Here is a 15,778-nt window from a genome sequence, read left to right as displayed (position 1 = left end):
CCCGGCACCTGCCGAGGACGCCCGGGATCCCAATGACCAGCACCGCCGCCAGCAACGGGCGCACGACCTTCGTCTGCTCCTGCGAGGATACGATGCCGCTCGATGGCCGCGCCATCGCCCGCGGCTGCGCCACCCAGCCCCGCCTGGCGGAGCAGCTCTGCCAGGCGCAGCTCGACCGCTTCCTGGCCGCGCTGGCGGAGGACCGCCCCGTCACCGTCGCCTGCACCGCCCAGGCGCCGCTGTTCCAGCAGGAAGCCGAGGCCGCCGGCTTCACCCGCGACCTGTCCTTCGTGAACATCCGGGAGACGGCCGGCTGGTCCGATGACGCCAGGGCGGCCGGCCCCAAGATGGCCGCGCTGCTGGCCGCCGCCGCCGTCCCCATGCCCGCCACGGCCCTGGTCCCCCTGCGGAGCGAGGGCGTGACCCTGGTGCTCGGCCGGGACGAGACGGCGCTGACGGTCGCCGCCCGGCTGGCGGAGACGCTGGACGTGACGGTGCTGCTGGCCGGCGGCGCCAAGGTCGCGCCGCTGCGCAGCGCCGATTTCCCCGTCGCCCGCGGCCGCGCCCGCGCCGCGACCGGCTGGCTCGGCGCCTTCGAGGTCACGGTGGATGGCTACGCGATGCCCCGCCCCTCCTCCCGCGCCTCCTATGACTGGGGCCCGGCGCGGGATGGCGCGACCAGCCGCTGCGACGTGCTGGTGGACCTCACGGGCGGCACGCCCCTGTTCCCGACGCATGAGGTCCGGCAGGGCTACCTCCGCGCCGATCCCGCCGATGCCGCCGCGGTGGAACGCCTGGTGGCCCGCGCCCGCGACCTGGTGGGGGAATTCGACAAGCCCCGCTTCGTCAGCTTCGAGGCCTCGCTCTGCGCCCATTCCCGCAACCGCCGCACCGCCTGCACCCGCTGCCTCGACCTCTGCCCGACCGGCGCCATCACGCCGGGCAAGGACAGCGTGCAGATCAGCGCGGAGATCTGCGCGGGCTGCGGCGCCTGCGCCGCCGTCTGCCCGACCGGCGCCGCGCAATACGCGCTCCCCTCCTCCGAAGCGCTGCTGCGGCGCGTCCGCACCCTGCTGCTGACCTACCGGGAAGCGGGCGGGGAGGCGCCCGCCCTGCTGGTGCATGACGCCGAGCATGGCGAGCCGCTGATCGACGCCCTGGCCCGCCACGGCGATGGCCTGCCCGCCCGCGTGCTGCCGCTGCGGGTCAACGAGGTCTCGCAGCTCGACCTCGCCTTCTTCCTCTCGGCCTTTGCCTGGGGCGCGGCGCAGATCCGCGTGCTGATGAAGGGCCGGCGCGCCCATGGGGCGGAGGGTGTCTTCCGCAACATCGACTACGCCACCACGGTGCTGGCCGGCCTCGGCGTGCAGGACCACGGCGCCCCCCGCGCCGCGGCGATCGAGACCGACGACCCCTTCACGATGGGGGAGGCGCTGCGCGCCCTGCCCCGCCGCGGCCTGCCCTTCCCCCCCGCCACCTTCGCCGCCATCGGCCAGCCGCGGGAGATCCTGCGCCAGGCCGGCCGCGCGCTGGCCGAGGGCGCGGAGAAGCGCGAGGCCGTCATCCCCATGCCGGCGCTCGCCCCCTTCGGCATTGCCAGGGTCGAGACGTCCGGCTGCACCCTCTGCGTCGCCTGCACCACCGTCTGCCCGACCGGCGCGCTCTCGGCCAATCCCGAGAAGCCGCAGCTCCGCTTCCTGGAAGACGCCTGCGTCCAATGCGGCCTCTGCGCCACCACCTGCCCGGAGAAGGTCATCACGCTGGAGCCGCGCCTCAACCTCTCCCCCGCCAGCGCGCAGGTCGCGGTGGTGAAGGAGGAGGAGCCCTTCTGCTGCGAACGCTGCGCCAAGCCCTTTGGCGTGCGGAGCCAGATCGAGCGCGTCTCCGCCAAGCTGACCGCCAGCGGCCACTGGATGTTCAGGGACGGCAAGCAGCTCGCGCTGCTCCGCCTCTGCGAGGATTGCCGCGCCTTCGCCGCGACCGACGGCAAGATGGACCCCTATGCGGGGCCGGAGCGGCCCACCACCAAGACCACCGAGGATTGGCTGCGGGAGGCCGAGCGCGCGAAGCGGCAGTAGCGACGGCGCGTTGTCCCGGGGAAGGCGCCGCCTTCCCCGGACCCCATCCGCCAGGGGCGAGACGCCCCTGGACCGTCTCCAGTGAAAGAGATCGCTCGATGACCAGCAACCACCAGATCCTCCTCGCCCGCCGCCCGAAGGGCGCCCCGGTGCCGGAGGACTTCAAGCTGGTCGAATCCGCCATCCCCGAACCGGCGGAGGGCGAGGTGCTGGTCCGCCACCGCTTCATCTCGCTCGACCCCTACCAGCGCGGGCGGATGGATGACGCGAAATCCTACTCCAAGCCCGTCGAGCTCGGCGCCGTGATGGAATGCAGCGCCGTCGGCCAGGTCGCCGCCAGCCGCGACGCGCGCTTCAAGGAAGGCGACTGGGTCATGGGCGGCTATGGCTGGCAGGCCTTCTCCGCCCGCCCCGCCAGGGCGCTGATCGCCATCGACCCGAAGGAAGCGCCGCCCTCCACCGCCCTCGGCGTGCTCGGCATGCCGGGCCTCACCGCCTGGGTCGGCCTGGAAGACATCGGGGAGCCGAAGGACGGCGAGACGGTCGTCGTCTCCGCGGCCTCCGGTGCCGTCGGCCAGGTGGTCGGGCAGCTCGCGAAGATCCGGGGTGCCCGCGTCATCGGCATCGCCGGCGGCCAGGCCAAATGCGCCTTCGTGAAGGACACGCTGGGCTTCGATGCCGCCATCGACCACCGCGCGGCGCTCGACCCCGCGCTCGATGCCGCCTGCCCCGATGGCATCGACGTCTATTGGGAGAATGTCGGCGGCGCGGTGCAGGCGGCCGTCTTCCCGCGCCTCAATGATTTCGGCCGAATGGTCATGTGCGGCATGATCGCGCAGTACAACACCGCCAGCGGCGCCGCGGCCGCCGGCGCGCCGCCCGGCCCCAATCTCGGCCCCGTGGTGCGCAAGCGGCTCCGCATCCAGGGCTTCATCGTCAGCGACAAGGGCTGGCAGCGCTACGCCCGCTTCCGGGCGGAGATGCTGGGCCACATGGCCGCCGGCCGGATGCAGTGGCGGGAGGATGTGGCCCAGGGCCTGGCCAATGCCCCCGCCGCCTTCATCGGCATGCTGGAGGGGCGGAACTTCGGCAAGCAGGTCGTCGCCCTCGATTGATGGACGACCAGGCCCTCGCCAGCCACCTCGCCGGCACGCGAATCCTGCTCTGCTACGGCCTGCTGGGGGAGGTGATGGCCGGGCTGCGGCCGGTCGGCCTCGACTACATGGCGGGGCAGATCGACTGGCTGCGGCGCATCGGCGTCGCCGCGCAGGTCATCCGCCTGCCGACGGTCGCGCCCATCGGCGTCAATGCCGGGCGGATCGCGGAAGCCGCGCTGGACGGCGACGGCCCCTTCATCCTGGTCGGCCATTCCAAGGGGGGCGTGGAGGCGCTGGCCGCGCTGCTCCGCCCCGGCATGGCTTCGCGGGCGCGGGGCTTCATCGCGCTGCAGGCGCCCTTCCGCGGATCACCCGTGGCGGACCGCATCCTCCGCCTCGGCGCCATCCATGTCGCGGTGCATCACGCCGCGCGCCTGCTCGGCCTCGGCAGCCGCCGCGGCGCCAAGGACCTGACGACCCCGGTGCGGGAAGCCTGGATGCGCGACCATGAGGCCGCGATCGCCGCCCTGGTGCAGGCCGTGCCGGTCGCGACACTCGCCACCGCCATCGGCCCGAACCCAGCGCCGCAGGACCGCGCCCATGCCCCCGTCGCCCGCTGGATGGAGGCATCGGGCGCCGGGCCGAGCGACGGGCTGGTCCCCGTCGCCTCCGCCCTGCTGCCCGGGGCGCGCCAGCTTGTGCTGAAAGGCGGCCACCGGGCGCTGGTCGCCGCGGGCCCCGGGCGGGACCCGATCGGCGTGCTGCGGGGGGAACTGGCCCGCCTGCCGCCGATCAGGTGACGGCGCGGCGGGCCATGCCGGTCATTCCTCCGCGACCTCGACCATGACGATCTCGGCATCCTCGGTCGCGGTGATGGTCACCGCCTCCTCCCGCGCGATGCCCACGCCGTCACGCTCGCCCAGTGCCGCACCGTTCACCGTGGCGGCGCCGCGGGCCAGCACCAGGTAGGCGGCGCGCCCGGCGGCCAGGGGCTGCGTCAGCGTCTGGCCGCGGGCGATGGTGGCCGCCATCACCGCGCCATTCACGTTGATGGGCAGCGCCCCCGTCCCCGCATCGCCGGGACGGCCGGAGGCCAGGACCTCGAAGGCCGCCTCGCGGTTGGCCTTGGGGAAGGTCTTGGCGCCCCAGTTCGGCTTGGCGCCGCGCTGGTCCGGCATGATCCAGATCTGGAAGATCTTCGTCGTCTCCGGCTCCAGATTGTATTCGGCATGCACCACGCCCGTGCCGGCGGACATGATCTGCACGTCGCCCGCGGCGGTCCGGCCCTCATTGCCCAGGTTGTCGCGATGCGTGATCGCGCCTTCGCGGACATAGGTGATGATTTCCATGTCGCGGTGGGGATGCGCGTCGAAGCCCGTGCCGGCCGCGATCTCGTCATCGTTCCACACGCGCAGCCGGCCCCAGTTCATGCGCTTGGGGTCGTGGTAGTTGGCGAAGGAGAAGTGGTGCTTCGCCTTGAGCCAGCCATGGTTCGCACCGCCGAGGCTGGCGAAGGGTCGGACGTCGATCATGGGATATCTCCCGTTCCTGTGGCCTGGGAATGTCCCTTGGCCGTCTTGTCGGGCGGAGAGATAGGACGGTCCTGCGCCTTTCCACAGCCGGCATGTCCGGATCACCCCCATTCAGGCCGTGAATGAAAGGCGTCGGCCCGGTTGAGGGCGACTCAGGCGAAGATGAAGTCGGCCCCGCCCAGGCTGGCGACATTGGCGACATGCCCCACCAGCTCATCCGCCGCATCGTAGCGCCCGTTGCGGTTGAGGTCCGCCAGGATGCCGAGGCCCGCCACGCCGCCCAGCGTCATCGACGCCAGGAAATAGGTCGCCACGTCGTCGGAGAGCTGGATGCGGTCGCCGCGCGTGAAATCCATGATCTGTGCGTAGTCGCCCCGGCCCGCATTGGCGGCGGCGCCATCGTCGTAGAAGACGCCGCGCGCATCGCCGAGGATGAAGGTGTCGTTGCCCGCGCCGCCCGTCAGCCGGTCGATGCTGCCGCGGCCCAGCGTGCCGGCGCCGGCCGGGATGCCGCAGATCACCTCCGCCGCCGCGGTGCCGGCCAGCACGTCGTTCCCGCTGGTGCCGATGATGGCGGCGGGCGTCGCGGGCGGCGTCGGGGTCGTGCCGGGGACGGTCGCCATCAGCGCCCCGATGTCGAGCCGCCCGCCCGTGGCATCCGCCCCCTGCATGGAGGGGGTGGCGGCCGTGCTGCCCAGCAGCGCCGCCTTGATCTGCGCCGCGCTCGCATTGGGGTTGGCCGCGGCATAGAGCACCGCCGCCCCCGTCACATGCGGCGCGGCCATGGAGGTGCCGCTGTAGCTGCCATAGGAATCGCCCGGCAGGGTGGAGAGGATGCCCTGCCCGGGCGCCGCGATATCGACCGTGCTGGCGCCGTAGTTGGAGAAGCCGGCCCGCGCGCCCGTGCTGGTCAGCGCCGCGACCGAGATCACGGCATCATACCCCGCCGCCGCCGAGGTGTTGTGGTTGGACGGCCAGTTGGCGAGGACATCGTTGTTGTCCCCCACGCCATCCGCGCCGCCATTGCCGGCGGCGGCGATGAACAGGATGTCCTGCCTCGCCCCCCGCGCCACCGCATCCGCCACCGCCTGGGAATAGGCGCCGCCGCCCCAGGAATTGTTCGTCGCGACGAAGTTCTCGCCCTTCGTCGCCGCCGCCGCGGCACTGGTGAAATAGTCCAGCGCGCGCACGGCGGCGGAGGTGCTGCCCGACCCGTTCGCGGCCATGAACTTCAGCGCCACCATCTGCACGTTCCACGCGACACCCGCGACGCCCACGGCATTGCCGCCACTCGCGCCGATGGTGCCGGCGACATGCGTGCCATGGCCGTTGTCATCGAAGGGGTCGTTGTCGTTGTTGGCGAAGTCCCAGCCGACCAGGTCGTCGCGCAGGCCGTTGCGATCCTCGTCGATCCCGTTCTCCCAGCGCGAATCGTTCAGCAGGTCACCCGCATCGATGCGGCCGTTGCGGTTGATGTCGCTGACCAGCTTCGCATTGGCGCTGGCGTTCAGGTCGCGGAAGGTGATCAACCCGTCGCGGTCGGTGTCGCTCAGCTGCGACCGCAGCAGCGCCGGGATCTCGTTCTGGTTCAGCCAGACATTCAGGTAGAGGTCCTGGTGGCGGTAGTCGATGCCGGTATCGACCACGCCGACCACCGTCTTCATCGACCCCAGCTGCCCTGCCGCCCAGGCCTCGTTCGCCTGGCTGCCGAAGGCATTCTTCAGCGTGCCGGTATCGCCCAGCATCCCCCACATCCCGCCATTGGCGTAGCGCGGGTCGTTGCTGACGGCGGCGATGGAAAGCTCGGCATCGGCCTCCGCGAAGCTGATGCCGGCGATCGGCGCCAGAAGCTCGATCGCCGCCTCCGCCGTCATGCCCGGCCCGGCCGAGACCGCCGCCAGCGGCCCGGCGCCAGGCTCCGCCGCGCGCAGCCACTGCGTCACCTCCCCGCCCAGCGCCTCCAGCGCCGCCCGGACCGTGGCGGGCGTCGCCTCCGGCGCGAATTGCACGATCAGCCCGGCGGGCTCCGCCAGCGTCGCCATGGCCGCCACCCCGGGCTCCGCCGGCGCCGGGGGCGGCGCCACGGACCAGAGGCGGGGCGCCGTCTCCTCCACGGTCTCGGACAGGGGCGGCAGGGGGGCGATGGGAAGCACGCGGCAGACCTCGGCAAGGAATGCCTCAAAATTTAGACCGCTCGCCTGAACGGATCACTAAAGCGTGATCCGCCAGCGCAGCGCCGCCCCCCCGCCATGTGAGGCCGTCTTGGTGAAGCGCTCCACCAGCACGCCGCCCTGCGCCCGGATCACCGCGATGGAGGCCTCATTGGCGGGATCGGTGGTCAGCTCCACGAAGGGCAAGCCGAGCGGCGCGATTTCCGCCAGCAGCAGGCCGAGCGCCCGGGTCGCATGCCCCTCCCGCCGCCGCCAGGGCACCACGCCGTAGCCGACATGGCCCAGCACATGGGCGGGAAGCTCCGCGGTGCCGGGCTGCCAGCGCATGTTCACGACGCCGCAGAACCCATCCGCCACGATCCAGCGGGAGAAGCCGGGCAGCCGCTTCACCGCGCTGCCATCGGGCAGGATGACCGGCGCGCCCTTCGCCGCCCGGTCATCGAGCGAGGCGAGGAAGGCCGCGCGGTCCGCCGCGATGGCCGCCAGGTGCCGCTGGCGCAGCGCCTCCGGCGCCACCGTCGTCGGCGACCAGAAGCGGGCGAGCGCGGCCTCGTATTCCGGCAGCAGCGCGGCATCGGGGATGCGGAGTTCGGTCATGCCGCCAAGGCTGCCCGGCGAGCATGCCGCCGCAACGCGCGGATGGCGAAGCGCGGCCCCGCGCCGCCAGCATGGCGCCATCGCAGGAGCCCCCGCATGACCGCCTTCCGCTGCATCCCCATCCCCGCCGAAACCGCCGCGCGCTGGCGCGCCACGGGCCGCGACGATCGCGGCAATGCGCTGATCCGGCGCACCGTCGATGGCCCCGGCTTCCCCTGCCGCCACTGCCTGCGGCTGGGCCAGCCCGGCCAGGTCATGCTGCTCGGCAGCTACGACCTGCCGCGCCCGCTTGGCGTCTATTGGACGCCGAGCCCGATCTTCCTCCACGCCGAGGAGGCCGACTGCCCGCGCTTCGAGGAGGCGGACCGCATCGCGCCGACGGTGCTGGCCAACGGCCTCGTCTCCGTCCGCGCCTATGACGGCGACGACCTCTGCCTCTACGATCTGGGCCAGGTGACGGAGGGGGCCGATGTGGCGGCGCCGCTGGCCCGGGCGCTCGCGGACCCGCGCACCGCGCATGTGAACATCCACACCGCACGACCGGGCTGCCTGCTGGTGGCGGTCGCGCGCCTCAGCGATCCAGCATGAAGGGCGCGTAGTGCGCGAGGATGCCGTCGATGGCGCCCTCCCCGTGCTCCTCCTCGATCCCCTCCACCACATCGGCCGTCGCCGCCGCGCCGATCGCCTCGGGAGGCAGCGCTGCGCGGATGAAGTCTTCGGGCCCTGCATAGACGGCGTAGTCGCCCTCATTCGCATGGATGGCGAAGGAAAGGTCTTCCGGGAACAACATGTGGAAGCCCGCGTAGTGCGCCTCGAAGAAGCGCGATGTGGGGTCAGGATCGGCGGACACCCTCCAGACCGCGGACACGCGCAGGAAACCAGGCTGAACCGTGGTGCCCAACAGGAAGTCGTGGCCACGCCGGCGAGTCGCCGCGACAAGGGGAGCGACCCATTTTTCCTCCCACATGTGGTAGTGACCCACGATCTGTACGCGCCACGCCTTCTGCCCGAGCCAAGCATTGGACAGGCGCGTTCCCTGTCGCCCGGCAGGCGTCTCGTAGAGTTCGAGCATTGTCCAGGCGCCATTCTGTAAAGCGATCTGCTGCTCGGGCGTGCCGGCGCGCGGCATCGGACCAAGCGGTTCCATGAAGCATCCCGGACGCGGTTCGGCAGATGGATCATTGGTCATGGAAATGTTCACCTTGCTCACGGATAACGAAACTTGTCGGTCGCGATGAACCGGCCGTTGGCTGCTGGCTGGCCTATTTCGATCGTTGCAACGCCGTTGCTGCCCGGCGATGTGCTTGGCCTCACCATGGCGATCCGGCCATCTTCAAGGGAATAACGAAATACGCCAGGCTCGACCTCCTCCGGGCCGCCTCGCGGCCGCAGGCGCTCCATATCCCGCGCACGACCTGCCTCGCCGCCCGGGCGGTACCAATGATCTATATCCTTCCTGAGGATCCGATCGAACCGCGTCTCCGGATCCGCCCGCAACTCCTGCACCCTGTCGCGCCCATCCGGGCCATAGGTTCGCTGGCCCCGGTCGCGGATCGGCTGCCGCCCACCCGTCCTGGGCCCACCGCCGCCGCGCCCATCCGCCGGGGCGCGGCGCAGCCGGTTGCGCAGGATCGCAGAAAGCCAGCCGACCTGGCGCACCGGCCCGTCATCGGCACCGCGCCCGCCGTCGCGCATCGGCGCGGCACGCCAATGGCCCTCCACGGGATGCCCATCCCGGCGATAGGGCCGCACCCAGACCATCGGGCGCGCTGCGCCGTCGGCGGGATAGAGGCCCTGCCACCCCGTCGTCACCCAATCCGACCAGGCCTGCCGCTCCGGATGGCCGGGCTGCCAATAGCAGCGATCCCGCATCGCCTCCCGCAAATCCTGCTCCGTCACCGGAACCGTCATGCCGTGCCATCCTCCACGACACCGGAGGATTTTCTGAGAACAAATCAAGAACTATCGCAACGAAAAAATGCCCGGCGCCAGCCCCCGAAGGGCCAGCGCCGGGCGTGCCGCCTCAGCCGCTCAGCGGCACATCAGGATCGGGATCTCGCTGTTCTCCAGCACATGCCGCGTCACGCCGCCCAGGATCAGCTGGCGCAGGCGGGAATGGCTGTAGGCGCCCTGGCACATCAAATCGGCGCCGAAATCCCGGGCGGCGCCGAGCAGTCCCGCGCCCACTTCCCGCGTCGCCGGCTTGAAGGGCACCACCTCCGCCTCGATCTCGTGCCAGCGCAGATAGGCGCGGATGCCCTCCGCCAGCGGCCCGCGGCGCTGGTAGTCGTCGGAGCAGAGGATGCGCACCGCCTGCGCCCGGTGCAGCCAGGGCAGCGCCGCGGCGACCGCCGCCGCGCTCTCCGCGCTGCCGTTCCAGGCGATGCAGACGCGGGACCCGATGACGGCGGGCGCCTGGCGCGGCGCGATCAGCACGGGCCGCCCGCTGTCGAACAGCACGGCATGCAGCGCATCGCTGCTGCTGACATCCTCATCGGCCTCGGGATGCGGCACCACCGCCATGTCGTAGAGGCGCGATTGCTGCGCCACCACATCCTCCTCCCGCCCCGCGATGGCTTCGAAGGAGATGGTGACACCCGGCACCTTCAGCGCGGTGTTGGGGTCGGAGGCCAGCGTCAGGTCGCCATGGACGGAGGCGAATTTCTCGAACAGGGACCGCACGCGGCCGGCCCGCTCCCCGCTCTCGCGCTCGGTCGCGGCCATCATCTCCTCGATCATCGCGCCGGACAGGCCCTCGCCCGCCAGGGGCGCGACATCGCGCGCATCCACGCGCACATGCAGGCAGTGCAGATGCGCGTTCCAGATCCGCGCGATCATCAGCGCGGTCGTCATCGCGGCCTCCCCGGTCGCGGTCCCGGTCAATGGCAGCAGCAGGCGGCGATAGGCCATCGCGCCCTCCTCTCTTTGCAAAGCCTTCCCGGTTAACTGTATGCGCCGATTCCGCCAGACAAGGCCAGGGCCGCCCGCGCGGGGTCCAGCGGCGCGGTCGCGTCCAGGCGTTGCCAGGTGATCACGCCGGGGTCGGCGGTGGCCGCGCTTTCCAGCACCGCGACGGTGGCGTCCGAGGCATCGCCCACCCGATTCCCGACACGCTCCCGCAGCAGCGCCATCGGCGCTTCCAGCCAGAAGCCGGTGAAGGGGTGGGGCGCCGCCACCGCCTCGGCCTCCGCCCGCCGGGCCGGGTTCAGGAACACCGCGTCCAGCACCACCGAATGCCCCGCCGCCAACGCCTGCCGGGCCGCGTCGAACATCGCCGCATGCACCGCCTGGCTGACCGATGCGCCATAGGCGGAGGCTGGCAGCCTCTCCTCCGGCGCGACGCCCGCCTGGCGCTTCCTGATCTCGTCGCTGCGCAGGTGCAGCGCGCCGGGCGCCACGCCGATGGCCGGCGCCAGCGCGCGGGCCAGCCAGGTCTTGCCCGTGCCCTGCAGCCCCCCCACCGCGACCAGGCGCGGCGCGACCGGCGCCAGATGCGCCTCCGCCGCCGCCAGGTAGGCCAGGCCATCGCCGCCCCGCCGCGCCTCCACATGCGCCCGCACCATGGCCCGCAGCGCCATCCAGAAGGGCAGCGCCGCCAGCATGCCGATATCGGCATCGCGGGCCAGGTAGCGGTTCATCACCCGGTTCGCCGCGCCCCGCTGGCCGCGCCGCAGCAGGTCCATCAGCAGGAAGGCCAGGTCGTAGCCGGTATCGGTGGTGGCCAGCGCCTCGTCGAATTCCAGCGCGTCGAAGGGCGTCGGCCGCCCCGCCAGCAGCACCAGGTTGCCGAGGTGCAGGTCCCCATGGCAGCGCCGCACCCGCCCGGCCGCCGCCCGCGCCCGCAGCAGCGGCGCCAGCGCCTCCAGCCGCGCGCGCATGGCGGCGCCCAGCGCCTGCACCCGCGCCTCCGGCAGCCCCGTCGCCAGGCAGTCCCGCACATTGCCGGCCAGCACCAGCCCCGCGCGCCCCGGCGCATCGAAGCCCGGCGCCACCGGCACCGCCGCCGCGTGGCTGGCCAGCACCGCATCCGCCGTGGCGTCCAGCAACGGCCCATCCAGCCCGCCCCGATCCGCCACGGCATCCAGGAAATCGGCGGCGGGCACCGGCGCCATGCGCAGCACCCAGTCCACCACCGGGCCCTCGCCGCCCAGCGCCAGCGCGCCATCGGCGCCCCGCGTCACCGGCACCACATCCCGGTAGAGCCCGGGCGCCAGCGGCTGGTTCAGCGCCAGCTCCCGCCGCGCGAATCCCTCCCGCGCCTCCAGGGGCGCGAAGTCCAGGAAACCGAGCGTCACCGCCTTCTTCAGTTTCCAGGCCGTGTCGGCGCCCACGAAGACGGCGGAGATATGCGTCTCGATCGGCTCGGCGCCGGACAGGCGGCGGAGCAGCGCGGCGACCTCGGCCTGCCCCGCCGGGATGCTCACGGGTACAGCATCTCCATCTCCCAGCCCTCGCCGACGCGGTGGAAGACGCGGCGCTCATGCAGCCGGAAGGGCATGTCCCGCCACAGCTCCATCCGGTCCGGCACCAGGCGGAAGCCGGACCAGAAGGCCGGGCGGGGAATCTCGCCGAGGCCGAATTTCAGCGTGTATTCCGCCACCGCCTTCTCCAGCGCGAAGCGGCCCTCCAGCGGGCGGGACTGCCGGCTGGCCCAGGCGCCGATGCGCGACCCCCGGGCGCGGGAGGCATAATAGGCATCCGCCTCCTCCGCGCTCACCGCCTCCACCCGGCCCTCGACCCGGACCGATCGCTGCAGCGTCTTCCAGTGGAAGCACAGCGCCGCGAAGGGGTTGGCCGCCAGCTCCCCCCCCTTCCGGCTCTCGAGGTTGGTGTAGAACACGAAGCCGCGCGCATCGACGCCCTTCAGCAGCACCATCCGGGCACTCGGCCGCCCCTCCGGCGTGGCGGTCGCGAGGCAGACGGCGTTGGGGTCGTTCGGCTCCGTCTTCGCCGCCTCCGCCATCCAGGCCTCGAAGCCTGCGATGGGGTCGTCGGTGGCGGGGATGCGGGTTGCGGGCGTGTCCACGGGTATTCTCCTGGTGCGGCAGGTCGAGGTGGCGGCGCCCCCCGCTTTGGGAAGGGGCCCCCGGCCCGGGTTCGGCACGGCCCCCTTGCCGGGGGCAGGGCCATGTGCCACCACCCCCGGGCCTCCGCAACCACTGCCGGTCCCATTCCCATGCCCGATGCCGAGACGCCCGATACCGCCGCGACTGGCGTGCCCCGCGGCACGCTGATGGCCGGCAAGCGCGGCGTCGTCATGGGCGTCGCGAATGACCGCTCCATCGCCTGGGGCATCGCCCAGGCCGTCGCCGCCCAGGGGGGCGAGATCGCCTTCACCTACCAGGGGGAGGCGCTGGAGAAGCGCGTCCGCCCGCTGGCGGAGGGCATCGGCAGCAGGCTCGTCCTGCCCTGCGACGTCTCCGACGATGCCAGCATCGACGCCGCCTTCGACGCCATCAAGGCGGAATGGGGCGGCATCGATTTCGTCGTCCACGCCATCGGCTTCGCGGACAAGCAGTTCCTGCGCGGCCGCTACATGGACACGCCGAAGGGTGCCTTCCTGCAGGCCATGGACATCTCCGTCTATTCCTTCGTGGCCGTCGCCCAGCGCGCCGTGCCGCTGATGAAGCCGGGCGGCAGCCTGCTGACCATGTCCTACCTCGGCGCGGAGCGTGTGACGCCGCACTACAACGTCATGGGCGTGGCCAAGGCGGCGCTGGAGGCCAGCGTGCGCTACATGGCCGCCGACCTCGGCAAGGCCGGCATCCGCGTGAACGGGATCAGCGCCGGCCCGATCAAGACGCTGGCCGCCAGCGGCATCGGGGACTTCCGCTACATCCTGAAGTGGAACCAGTACAACGCGCCGCTCGAGCGCAACGTCACCATCGAGGATGTGGGCGGCTCGGGCCTCTACCTGCTGTCGGACCTCTCCTCCGGCGTGACGGGCGAGGTCCATCACGTCGATTGCGGCTACCACATCGTCGGCATGAAGAACCCGGACGCGCCGGATATCGCGACGGTGTGAGACAAGGGGGAGCGCCGCTCCCCCTGAAACCCCCTCGCCAGGGGGGGGCTAGCCGCGCAGCAGGCCCAGCAGCGAACCCAGCGTCAGCCCGGCCAGCAGCAGCCCGACCACCGCCGCGGTGATGGTGCGGTTCCACAGCGTCGATAGCGCCAGGTCCGTCGTCAGCAGTTCCGGCCGCGCCGGATCGGCCATCACCGCGACCGTATAAGCGCCGGTATGGAAATCGGCGAAGACGTAGTTCACCGCCCGCGTGTAGCGCCCGGATTTGGACTGCACCGACAGCGTCGCGTTGCAGACATGGATGAAGACCTTGCTGCTGCAGGATCCCTGCGTCACCCGCGCATCGGCATAGGGCATGGCACTGCCCCGCACCTGCCAGTCGGACACCAGGTTCGGCAGCGTGTAGACCGCCAGCGCGATGGTCATGCCGCCGAAAAGCAGCAGGCCCAGCAGGCTCTTCAGCACATCCCCCCATCGGCGGCGCAGCGGGGCGACAGGTTCCGGATTCATCTGCATGCCGCAGCGTTACCGAACCCGGTCCATCCCCCAAGCTGCGGTTTGGTTAAATCCCCGCGATCCGGCCCCCTCGCCCGTCGCCGGTGCTTGCTGTAATCCCGCCGGCACCATGAGCCACAACACCTTCGGCAGCCTGTTCCGCTTCACCACCTGGGGCGAGTCCCACGGCCTCGCCATCGGCTGCGTCGTCGATGGCTGCCCGCCGCGCATCGGCCTGACCGAGGCCGATATCCAGCCCTATCTGGACCGCCGCCGCCCCGGCCAATCCAAGTTCGTGACCCAGCGGCAGGAGCCCGACCAGGTGAAGATCCTGTCCGGCACCTTCGAGGGTGCGACCACCGGCACCCCCATCGCGCTGCACATCGAGAACACCGACCAGCGCAGCAAGGACTATGGCGAGATCAAGGACCGCTTCCGCCCCGGCCATGCGGACCTGACCTATGAACTGAAATACGGCATCCGCGACTATCGCGGCGGCGGCCGGTCCAGCGCCCGCGAAACGGCCATGCGCGTCGCCGCCGGCGCCATCGCCCGCAAGGTGCTGGAAGGCGTGACTATCCGCGGCGCCCTGGTCTGCATGGGCGGGGACTGGATCGACCGGTCCCGCTTCGACTGGGCGGAAGTGGACAACAACCCCTTCTTCTGCCCCGACCCCATCGCCGCCGCGCGGTGGGAGGAGAAGCTGACCGCCATCCGCAAGGCCGGCTCCTCGGTCGGCGCGATCGTGGAGGTGGTGGCGGAGGGCGTGCCCCCCGGCCTCGGCGCGCCGATCTACGGCAAGCTCGATGCCGATATCGCGGCCGGCCTGATGTCCATCAACGCCGTGAAGGCGGTCGAGATCGGGGATGGCTTCTCCGCCGCCTCCCTCTCCGGGGAGGGCAATGCGGATGAGATGCGCATGGGCCCGGATGGAGAGGTCGCGTTCAGCTCCAACCACGCCGGCGGCATCCTGGGCGGCATCTCCACCGGCCAGCCCGTGGTCGCCCGCTTCGCCGTGAAGCCGACCAGCTCGATCCTCACGCCCCGCGCCTCCGTGGACCGCTTCGGCCAGGAGGTCGAGGTGCTGACGAAAGGCCGCCACGACCCCTGCGTCGGCATCCGCGCGGTGCCGGTGGGGGAGGCGATGCTGGCCCTGGTGCTGGCCGACCACCTTCTGCGCCACCGCGCCCAGAACCCGGACGCGCCGCTGCGGGCCAGGCTGCCGCGGAACTGAGGGCGGCCAGACGGCCAGCACCCTTCCCGCCCCGTTCCCCCGCGCGATAGCCTTCCCCCTCAGCGCCCGAACGGCGCGAGGGGAGATGTTCCATGAGCCATCCGCGCATCCTCGGCCGCCGCGCCATCATCGCCGCCGGCACGGGGCTCGCCTGCACCGCCATCGCCGCCGCCACCCCCACCCGCGCCGCCACCACGACGCCGCTGCGCGATCTCTACGACGAGGCCGGCTCCGCCCCCTCCCCGCTCGCGAAGCGGCTGGCGGGCAGCCGCGTCACCCTCACCGGCCTCGTCGCCCCCGTCCCCACCGCCGCCCCCGGCTGGCTCGCGCTGGGGGAGGCCGCCCTCGTCCCCTGCCAGCTCTGCGGCGGCGCGCATGACTGGCCGGTTGGTGTCGTCGCCGTCCACGCCCCGGGCCTGCCCCACATCGCGGACCCCTACACGCGCGTGACGCTCACCGGCGTGCTGGACCTCGGCGACGCCGCCCGCGCCCCCACCGGCCTGCCGGACCGCCTGGTGCTGCGCGACGCCGGCCTGGCCAGCGCCTGAC

General features: G+C 72.1%; 16 protein-coding genes. 7 read left to right on the top strand and 9 right to left on the bottom strand.

What is annotated here, in order from left to right; genetic code table 11:
* Positions 1-32 precede the first annotated feature (32 nt).
* The 3 genes from JJI54_RS12585 (at position 33) to JJI54_RS12575 (ending at position 3,975) form a co-directional block, all read left to right on the top strand.
* Positions 33-2,078, top strand: coding sequence for a 4Fe-4S binding protein (locus tag JJI54_RS12585; protein WP_203073337.1), 2,046 nt, complete (start codon positions 33-35; stop codon positions 2,076-2,078).
* Between the two features lie 98 nt (positions 2,079-2,176).
* The gene (locus tag JJI54_RS12580) at positions 2,177-3,193 is read left to right on the top strand and encodes an NADP-dependent oxidoreductase (RefSeq protein WP_203073336.1); all 1,017 of its coding nucleotides are present in this window, start codon (positions 2,177-2,179) and stop codon (positions 3,191-3,193) included.
* Positions 3,193-3,975, top strand: coding sequence for a lipase family protein (locus JJI54_RS12575; RefSeq protein ID WP_203073335.1), 783 nt, complete (start codon positions 3,193-3,195; stop codon positions 3,973-3,975). Before JJI54_RS12580 ends, JJI54_RS12575 begins: the two co-directional genes overlap by 1 nt.
* 21 nt (positions 3,976-3,996) lie before the next feature.
* On the opposite strand, the gene JJI54_RS12570 is transcribed toward JJI54_RS12575, so the two are convergent.
* The 3 genes from JJI54_RS12570 to JJI54_RS12560 form a co-directional block, all read right to left on the bottom strand.
* Positions 3,997-4,707 (bottom strand): pirin family protein, encoded by a 711-nt coding sequence (locus JJI54_RS12570; RefSeq protein ID WP_203073334.1) that lies wholly within the window; start codon positions 4,705-4,707, stop codon positions 3,997-3,999.
* Between the two features lie 152 nt (positions 4,708-4,859).
* Positions 4,860-6,860, bottom strand: coding sequence for a S8 family serine peptidase (locus JJI54_RS12565; RefSeq protein WP_203073333.1), 2,001 nt, complete (start codon positions 6,858-6,860; stop codon positions 4,860-4,862).
* A gap of 57 nt (positions 6,861-6,917) precedes the next feature.
* Positions 6,918-7,475 carry a GNAT family N-acetyltransferase gene (locus tag JJI54_RS12560; protein ID WP_203073332.1) on the bottom strand — a complete coding sequence of 186 codons (558 nt, stop codon included), beginning with the start codon at positions 7,473-7,475 and terminating at the stop codon, positions 6,918-6,920.
* A 96-nt stretch (positions 7,476-7,571) separates the two neighbouring features.
* Between JJI54_RS12560 and JJI54_RS12555 the strand changes: the two genes are divergently transcribed.
* The gene (locus tag JJI54_RS12555; RefSeq protein WP_203073331.1) at positions 7,572-8,063 is read left to right on the top strand and encodes a DUF1203 domain-containing protein; all 492 of its coding nucleotides are present in this window, start codon (positions 7,572-7,574) and stop codon (positions 8,061-8,063) included.
* Here the strand turns inward: JJI54_RS12555 and JJI54_RS12550 are convergent.
* From JJI54_RS12550 to pdxH, 5 genes are all read right to left on the bottom strand, one after another.
* A complete protein-coding gene (locus JJI54_RS12550) occupies positions 8,047-8,685 on the bottom strand; it encodes a hypothetical protein (protein WP_203073330.1) in 639 nt (212 codons plus the stop codon). The two genes, JJI54_RS12555 and JJI54_RS12550, sit on opposite strands and share 17 nt — an antisense overlap.
* Positions 8,682-9,374 carry a hypothetical protein gene (locus JJI54_RS12545; protein ID WP_203073329.1) on the bottom strand — a complete coding sequence of 231 codons (693 nt, stop codon included), beginning with the start codon at positions 9,372-9,374 and terminating at the stop codon, positions 8,682-8,684. The genes JJI54_RS12550 and JJI54_RS12545 overlap by 4 nt, the downstream gene beginning before the upstream one ends.
* A gap of 132 nt (positions 9,375-9,506) precedes the next feature.
* Entirely contained in the window at positions 9,507-10,385 is an 879-nt protein-coding gene (locus tag JJI54_RS12540; RefSeq protein ID WP_203073328.1) for a universal stress protein, read from the bottom strand.
* Positions 10,386-10,417: 32 nt separating this feature from the next.
* Positions 10,418-11,899 carry a bifunctional aminoglycoside phosphotransferase/ATP-binding protein gene (locus tag JJI54_RS12535; protein WP_203073327.1) on the bottom strand — a complete coding sequence of 494 codons (1,482 nt, stop codon included), beginning with the start codon at positions 11,897-11,899 and terminating at the stop codon, positions 10,418-10,420.
* On the bottom strand, positions 11,896-12,438 hold the full coding sequence (gene pdxH, locus JJI54_RS12530) for a pyridoxamine 5'-phosphate oxidase (RefSeq protein WP_226381736.1): 543 nt from the start codon (positions 12,436-12,438) through the stop codon (positions 11,896-11,898). The genes JJI54_RS12535 and pdxH overlap by 4 nt, the downstream gene beginning before the upstream one ends.
* Positions 12,439-12,651: 213 nt before the next feature.
* On the opposite strand from pdxH, the gene fabI reads away from it, so the two are divergent.
* Complete coding sequence (gene fabI, locus JJI54_RS12525; protein WP_203073326.1) at positions 12,652-13,500, top strand: enoyl-ACP reductase FabI; 849 nt, start codon at positions 12,652-12,654, stop codon at positions 13,498-13,500.
* A 48-nt stretch (positions 13,501-13,548) separates the two neighbouring features.
* Here fabI and JJI54_RS12520 read toward each other — a convergent pair whose 3' ends face one another.
* Complete coding sequence (locus tag JJI54_RS12520; protein WP_203073325.1) at positions 13,549-14,016, bottom strand: hypothetical protein; 468 nt, start codon at positions 14,014-14,016, stop codon at positions 13,549-13,551.
* Between the two features lie 109 nt (positions 14,017-14,125).
* On the opposite strand from JJI54_RS12520, the gene aroC reads away from it, so the two are divergent.
* Both aroC and JJI54_RS12510 read left to right on the top strand, forming a co-directional pair.
* Positions 14,126-15,229 (top strand): chorismate synthase, encoded by a 1,104-nt coding sequence (gene aroC, locus JJI54_RS12515; protein WP_203073324.1) that lies wholly within the window; start codon positions 14,126-14,128, stop codon positions 15,227-15,229.
* Positions 15,230-15,321: 92 nt separating this feature from the next.
* Complete coding sequence (locus tag JJI54_RS12510) at positions 15,322-15,777, top strand: hypothetical protein (protein ID WP_203073323.1); 456 nt, start codon at positions 15,322-15,324, stop codon at positions 15,775-15,777.
* The last annotated feature ends 1 nt before the right edge of the window (position 15,778 follow it).

Origin of the sequence: Falsiroseomonas ponticola (genome assembly GCF_016805305.1) — a bacterium.
Taxonomy (GTDB): Bacteria; Pseudomonadota; Alphaproteobacteria; order Acetobacterales; family Acetobacteraceae; genus Falsiroseomonas; species Falsiroseomonas ponticola.
Note: the sequence above shows the minus strand (reverse complement) of the source record. Positions and strands in the feature narration are given on the sequence as shown.

Excerpts from the sequence above, each read along its gene's own strand:
- JJI54_RS12585 (WP_203073337.1), top strand. The coding sequence starts at position 33 with ATGACCAGCACCGCCGCCAGCAACGGGCGCACGACCTTCGTCTGCTCC.
- JJI54_RS12580 (WP_203073336.1), top strand. The coding sequence starts at position 2,177 with ATGACCAGCAACCACCAGATCCTCCTCGCCCGCCGCCCGAAGGGCGCC.
- JJI54_RS12575 (WP_203073335.1), top strand. The coding sequence starts at position 3,193 with ATGGACGACCAGGCCCTCGCCAGCCACCTCGCCGGCACGCGAATCCTG.
- JJI54_RS12570 (WP_203073334.1), bottom strand. The coding sequence starts at position 4,707 with ATGATCGACGTCCGACCCTTCGCCAGCCTCGGCGGTGCGAACCATGGC.
- JJI54_RS12560 (WP_203073332.1), bottom strand. The coding sequence starts at position 7,475 with ATGACCGAACTCCGCATCCCCGATGCCGCGCTGCTGCCGGAATACGAG.
- JJI54_RS12555 (WP_203073331.1), top strand. The coding sequence starts at position 7,572 with ATGACCGCCTTCCGCTGCATCCCCATCCCCGCCGAAACCGCCGCGCGC.
- JJI54_RS12540 (WP_203073328.1), bottom strand. The coding sequence starts at position 10,385 with ATGGCCTATCGCCGCCTGCTGCTGCCATTGACCGGGACCGCGACCGGG.
- pdxH (WP_226381736.1), bottom strand. The coding sequence starts at position 12,438 with ATGGCGGAGGCGGCGAAGACGGAGCCGAACGACCCCAACGCCGTCTGC.
- fabI (WP_203073326.1), top strand. The coding sequence starts at position 12,652 with ATGCCCGATGCCGAGACGCCCGATACCGCCGCGACTGGCGTGCCCCGC.
- JJI54_RS12520 (WP_203073325.1), bottom strand. The coding sequence starts at position 14,016 with ATGCAGATGAATCCGGAACCTGTCGCCCCGCTGCGCCGCCGATGGGGG.
- aroC (WP_203073324.1), top strand. The coding sequence starts at position 14,126 with ATGAGCCACAACACCTTCGGCAGCCTGTTCCGCTTCACCACCTGGGGC.
- JJI54_RS12510 (WP_203073323.1), top strand. The coding sequence starts at position 15,322 with ATGAGCCATCCGCGCATCCTCGGCCGCCGCGCCATCATCGCCGCCGGC.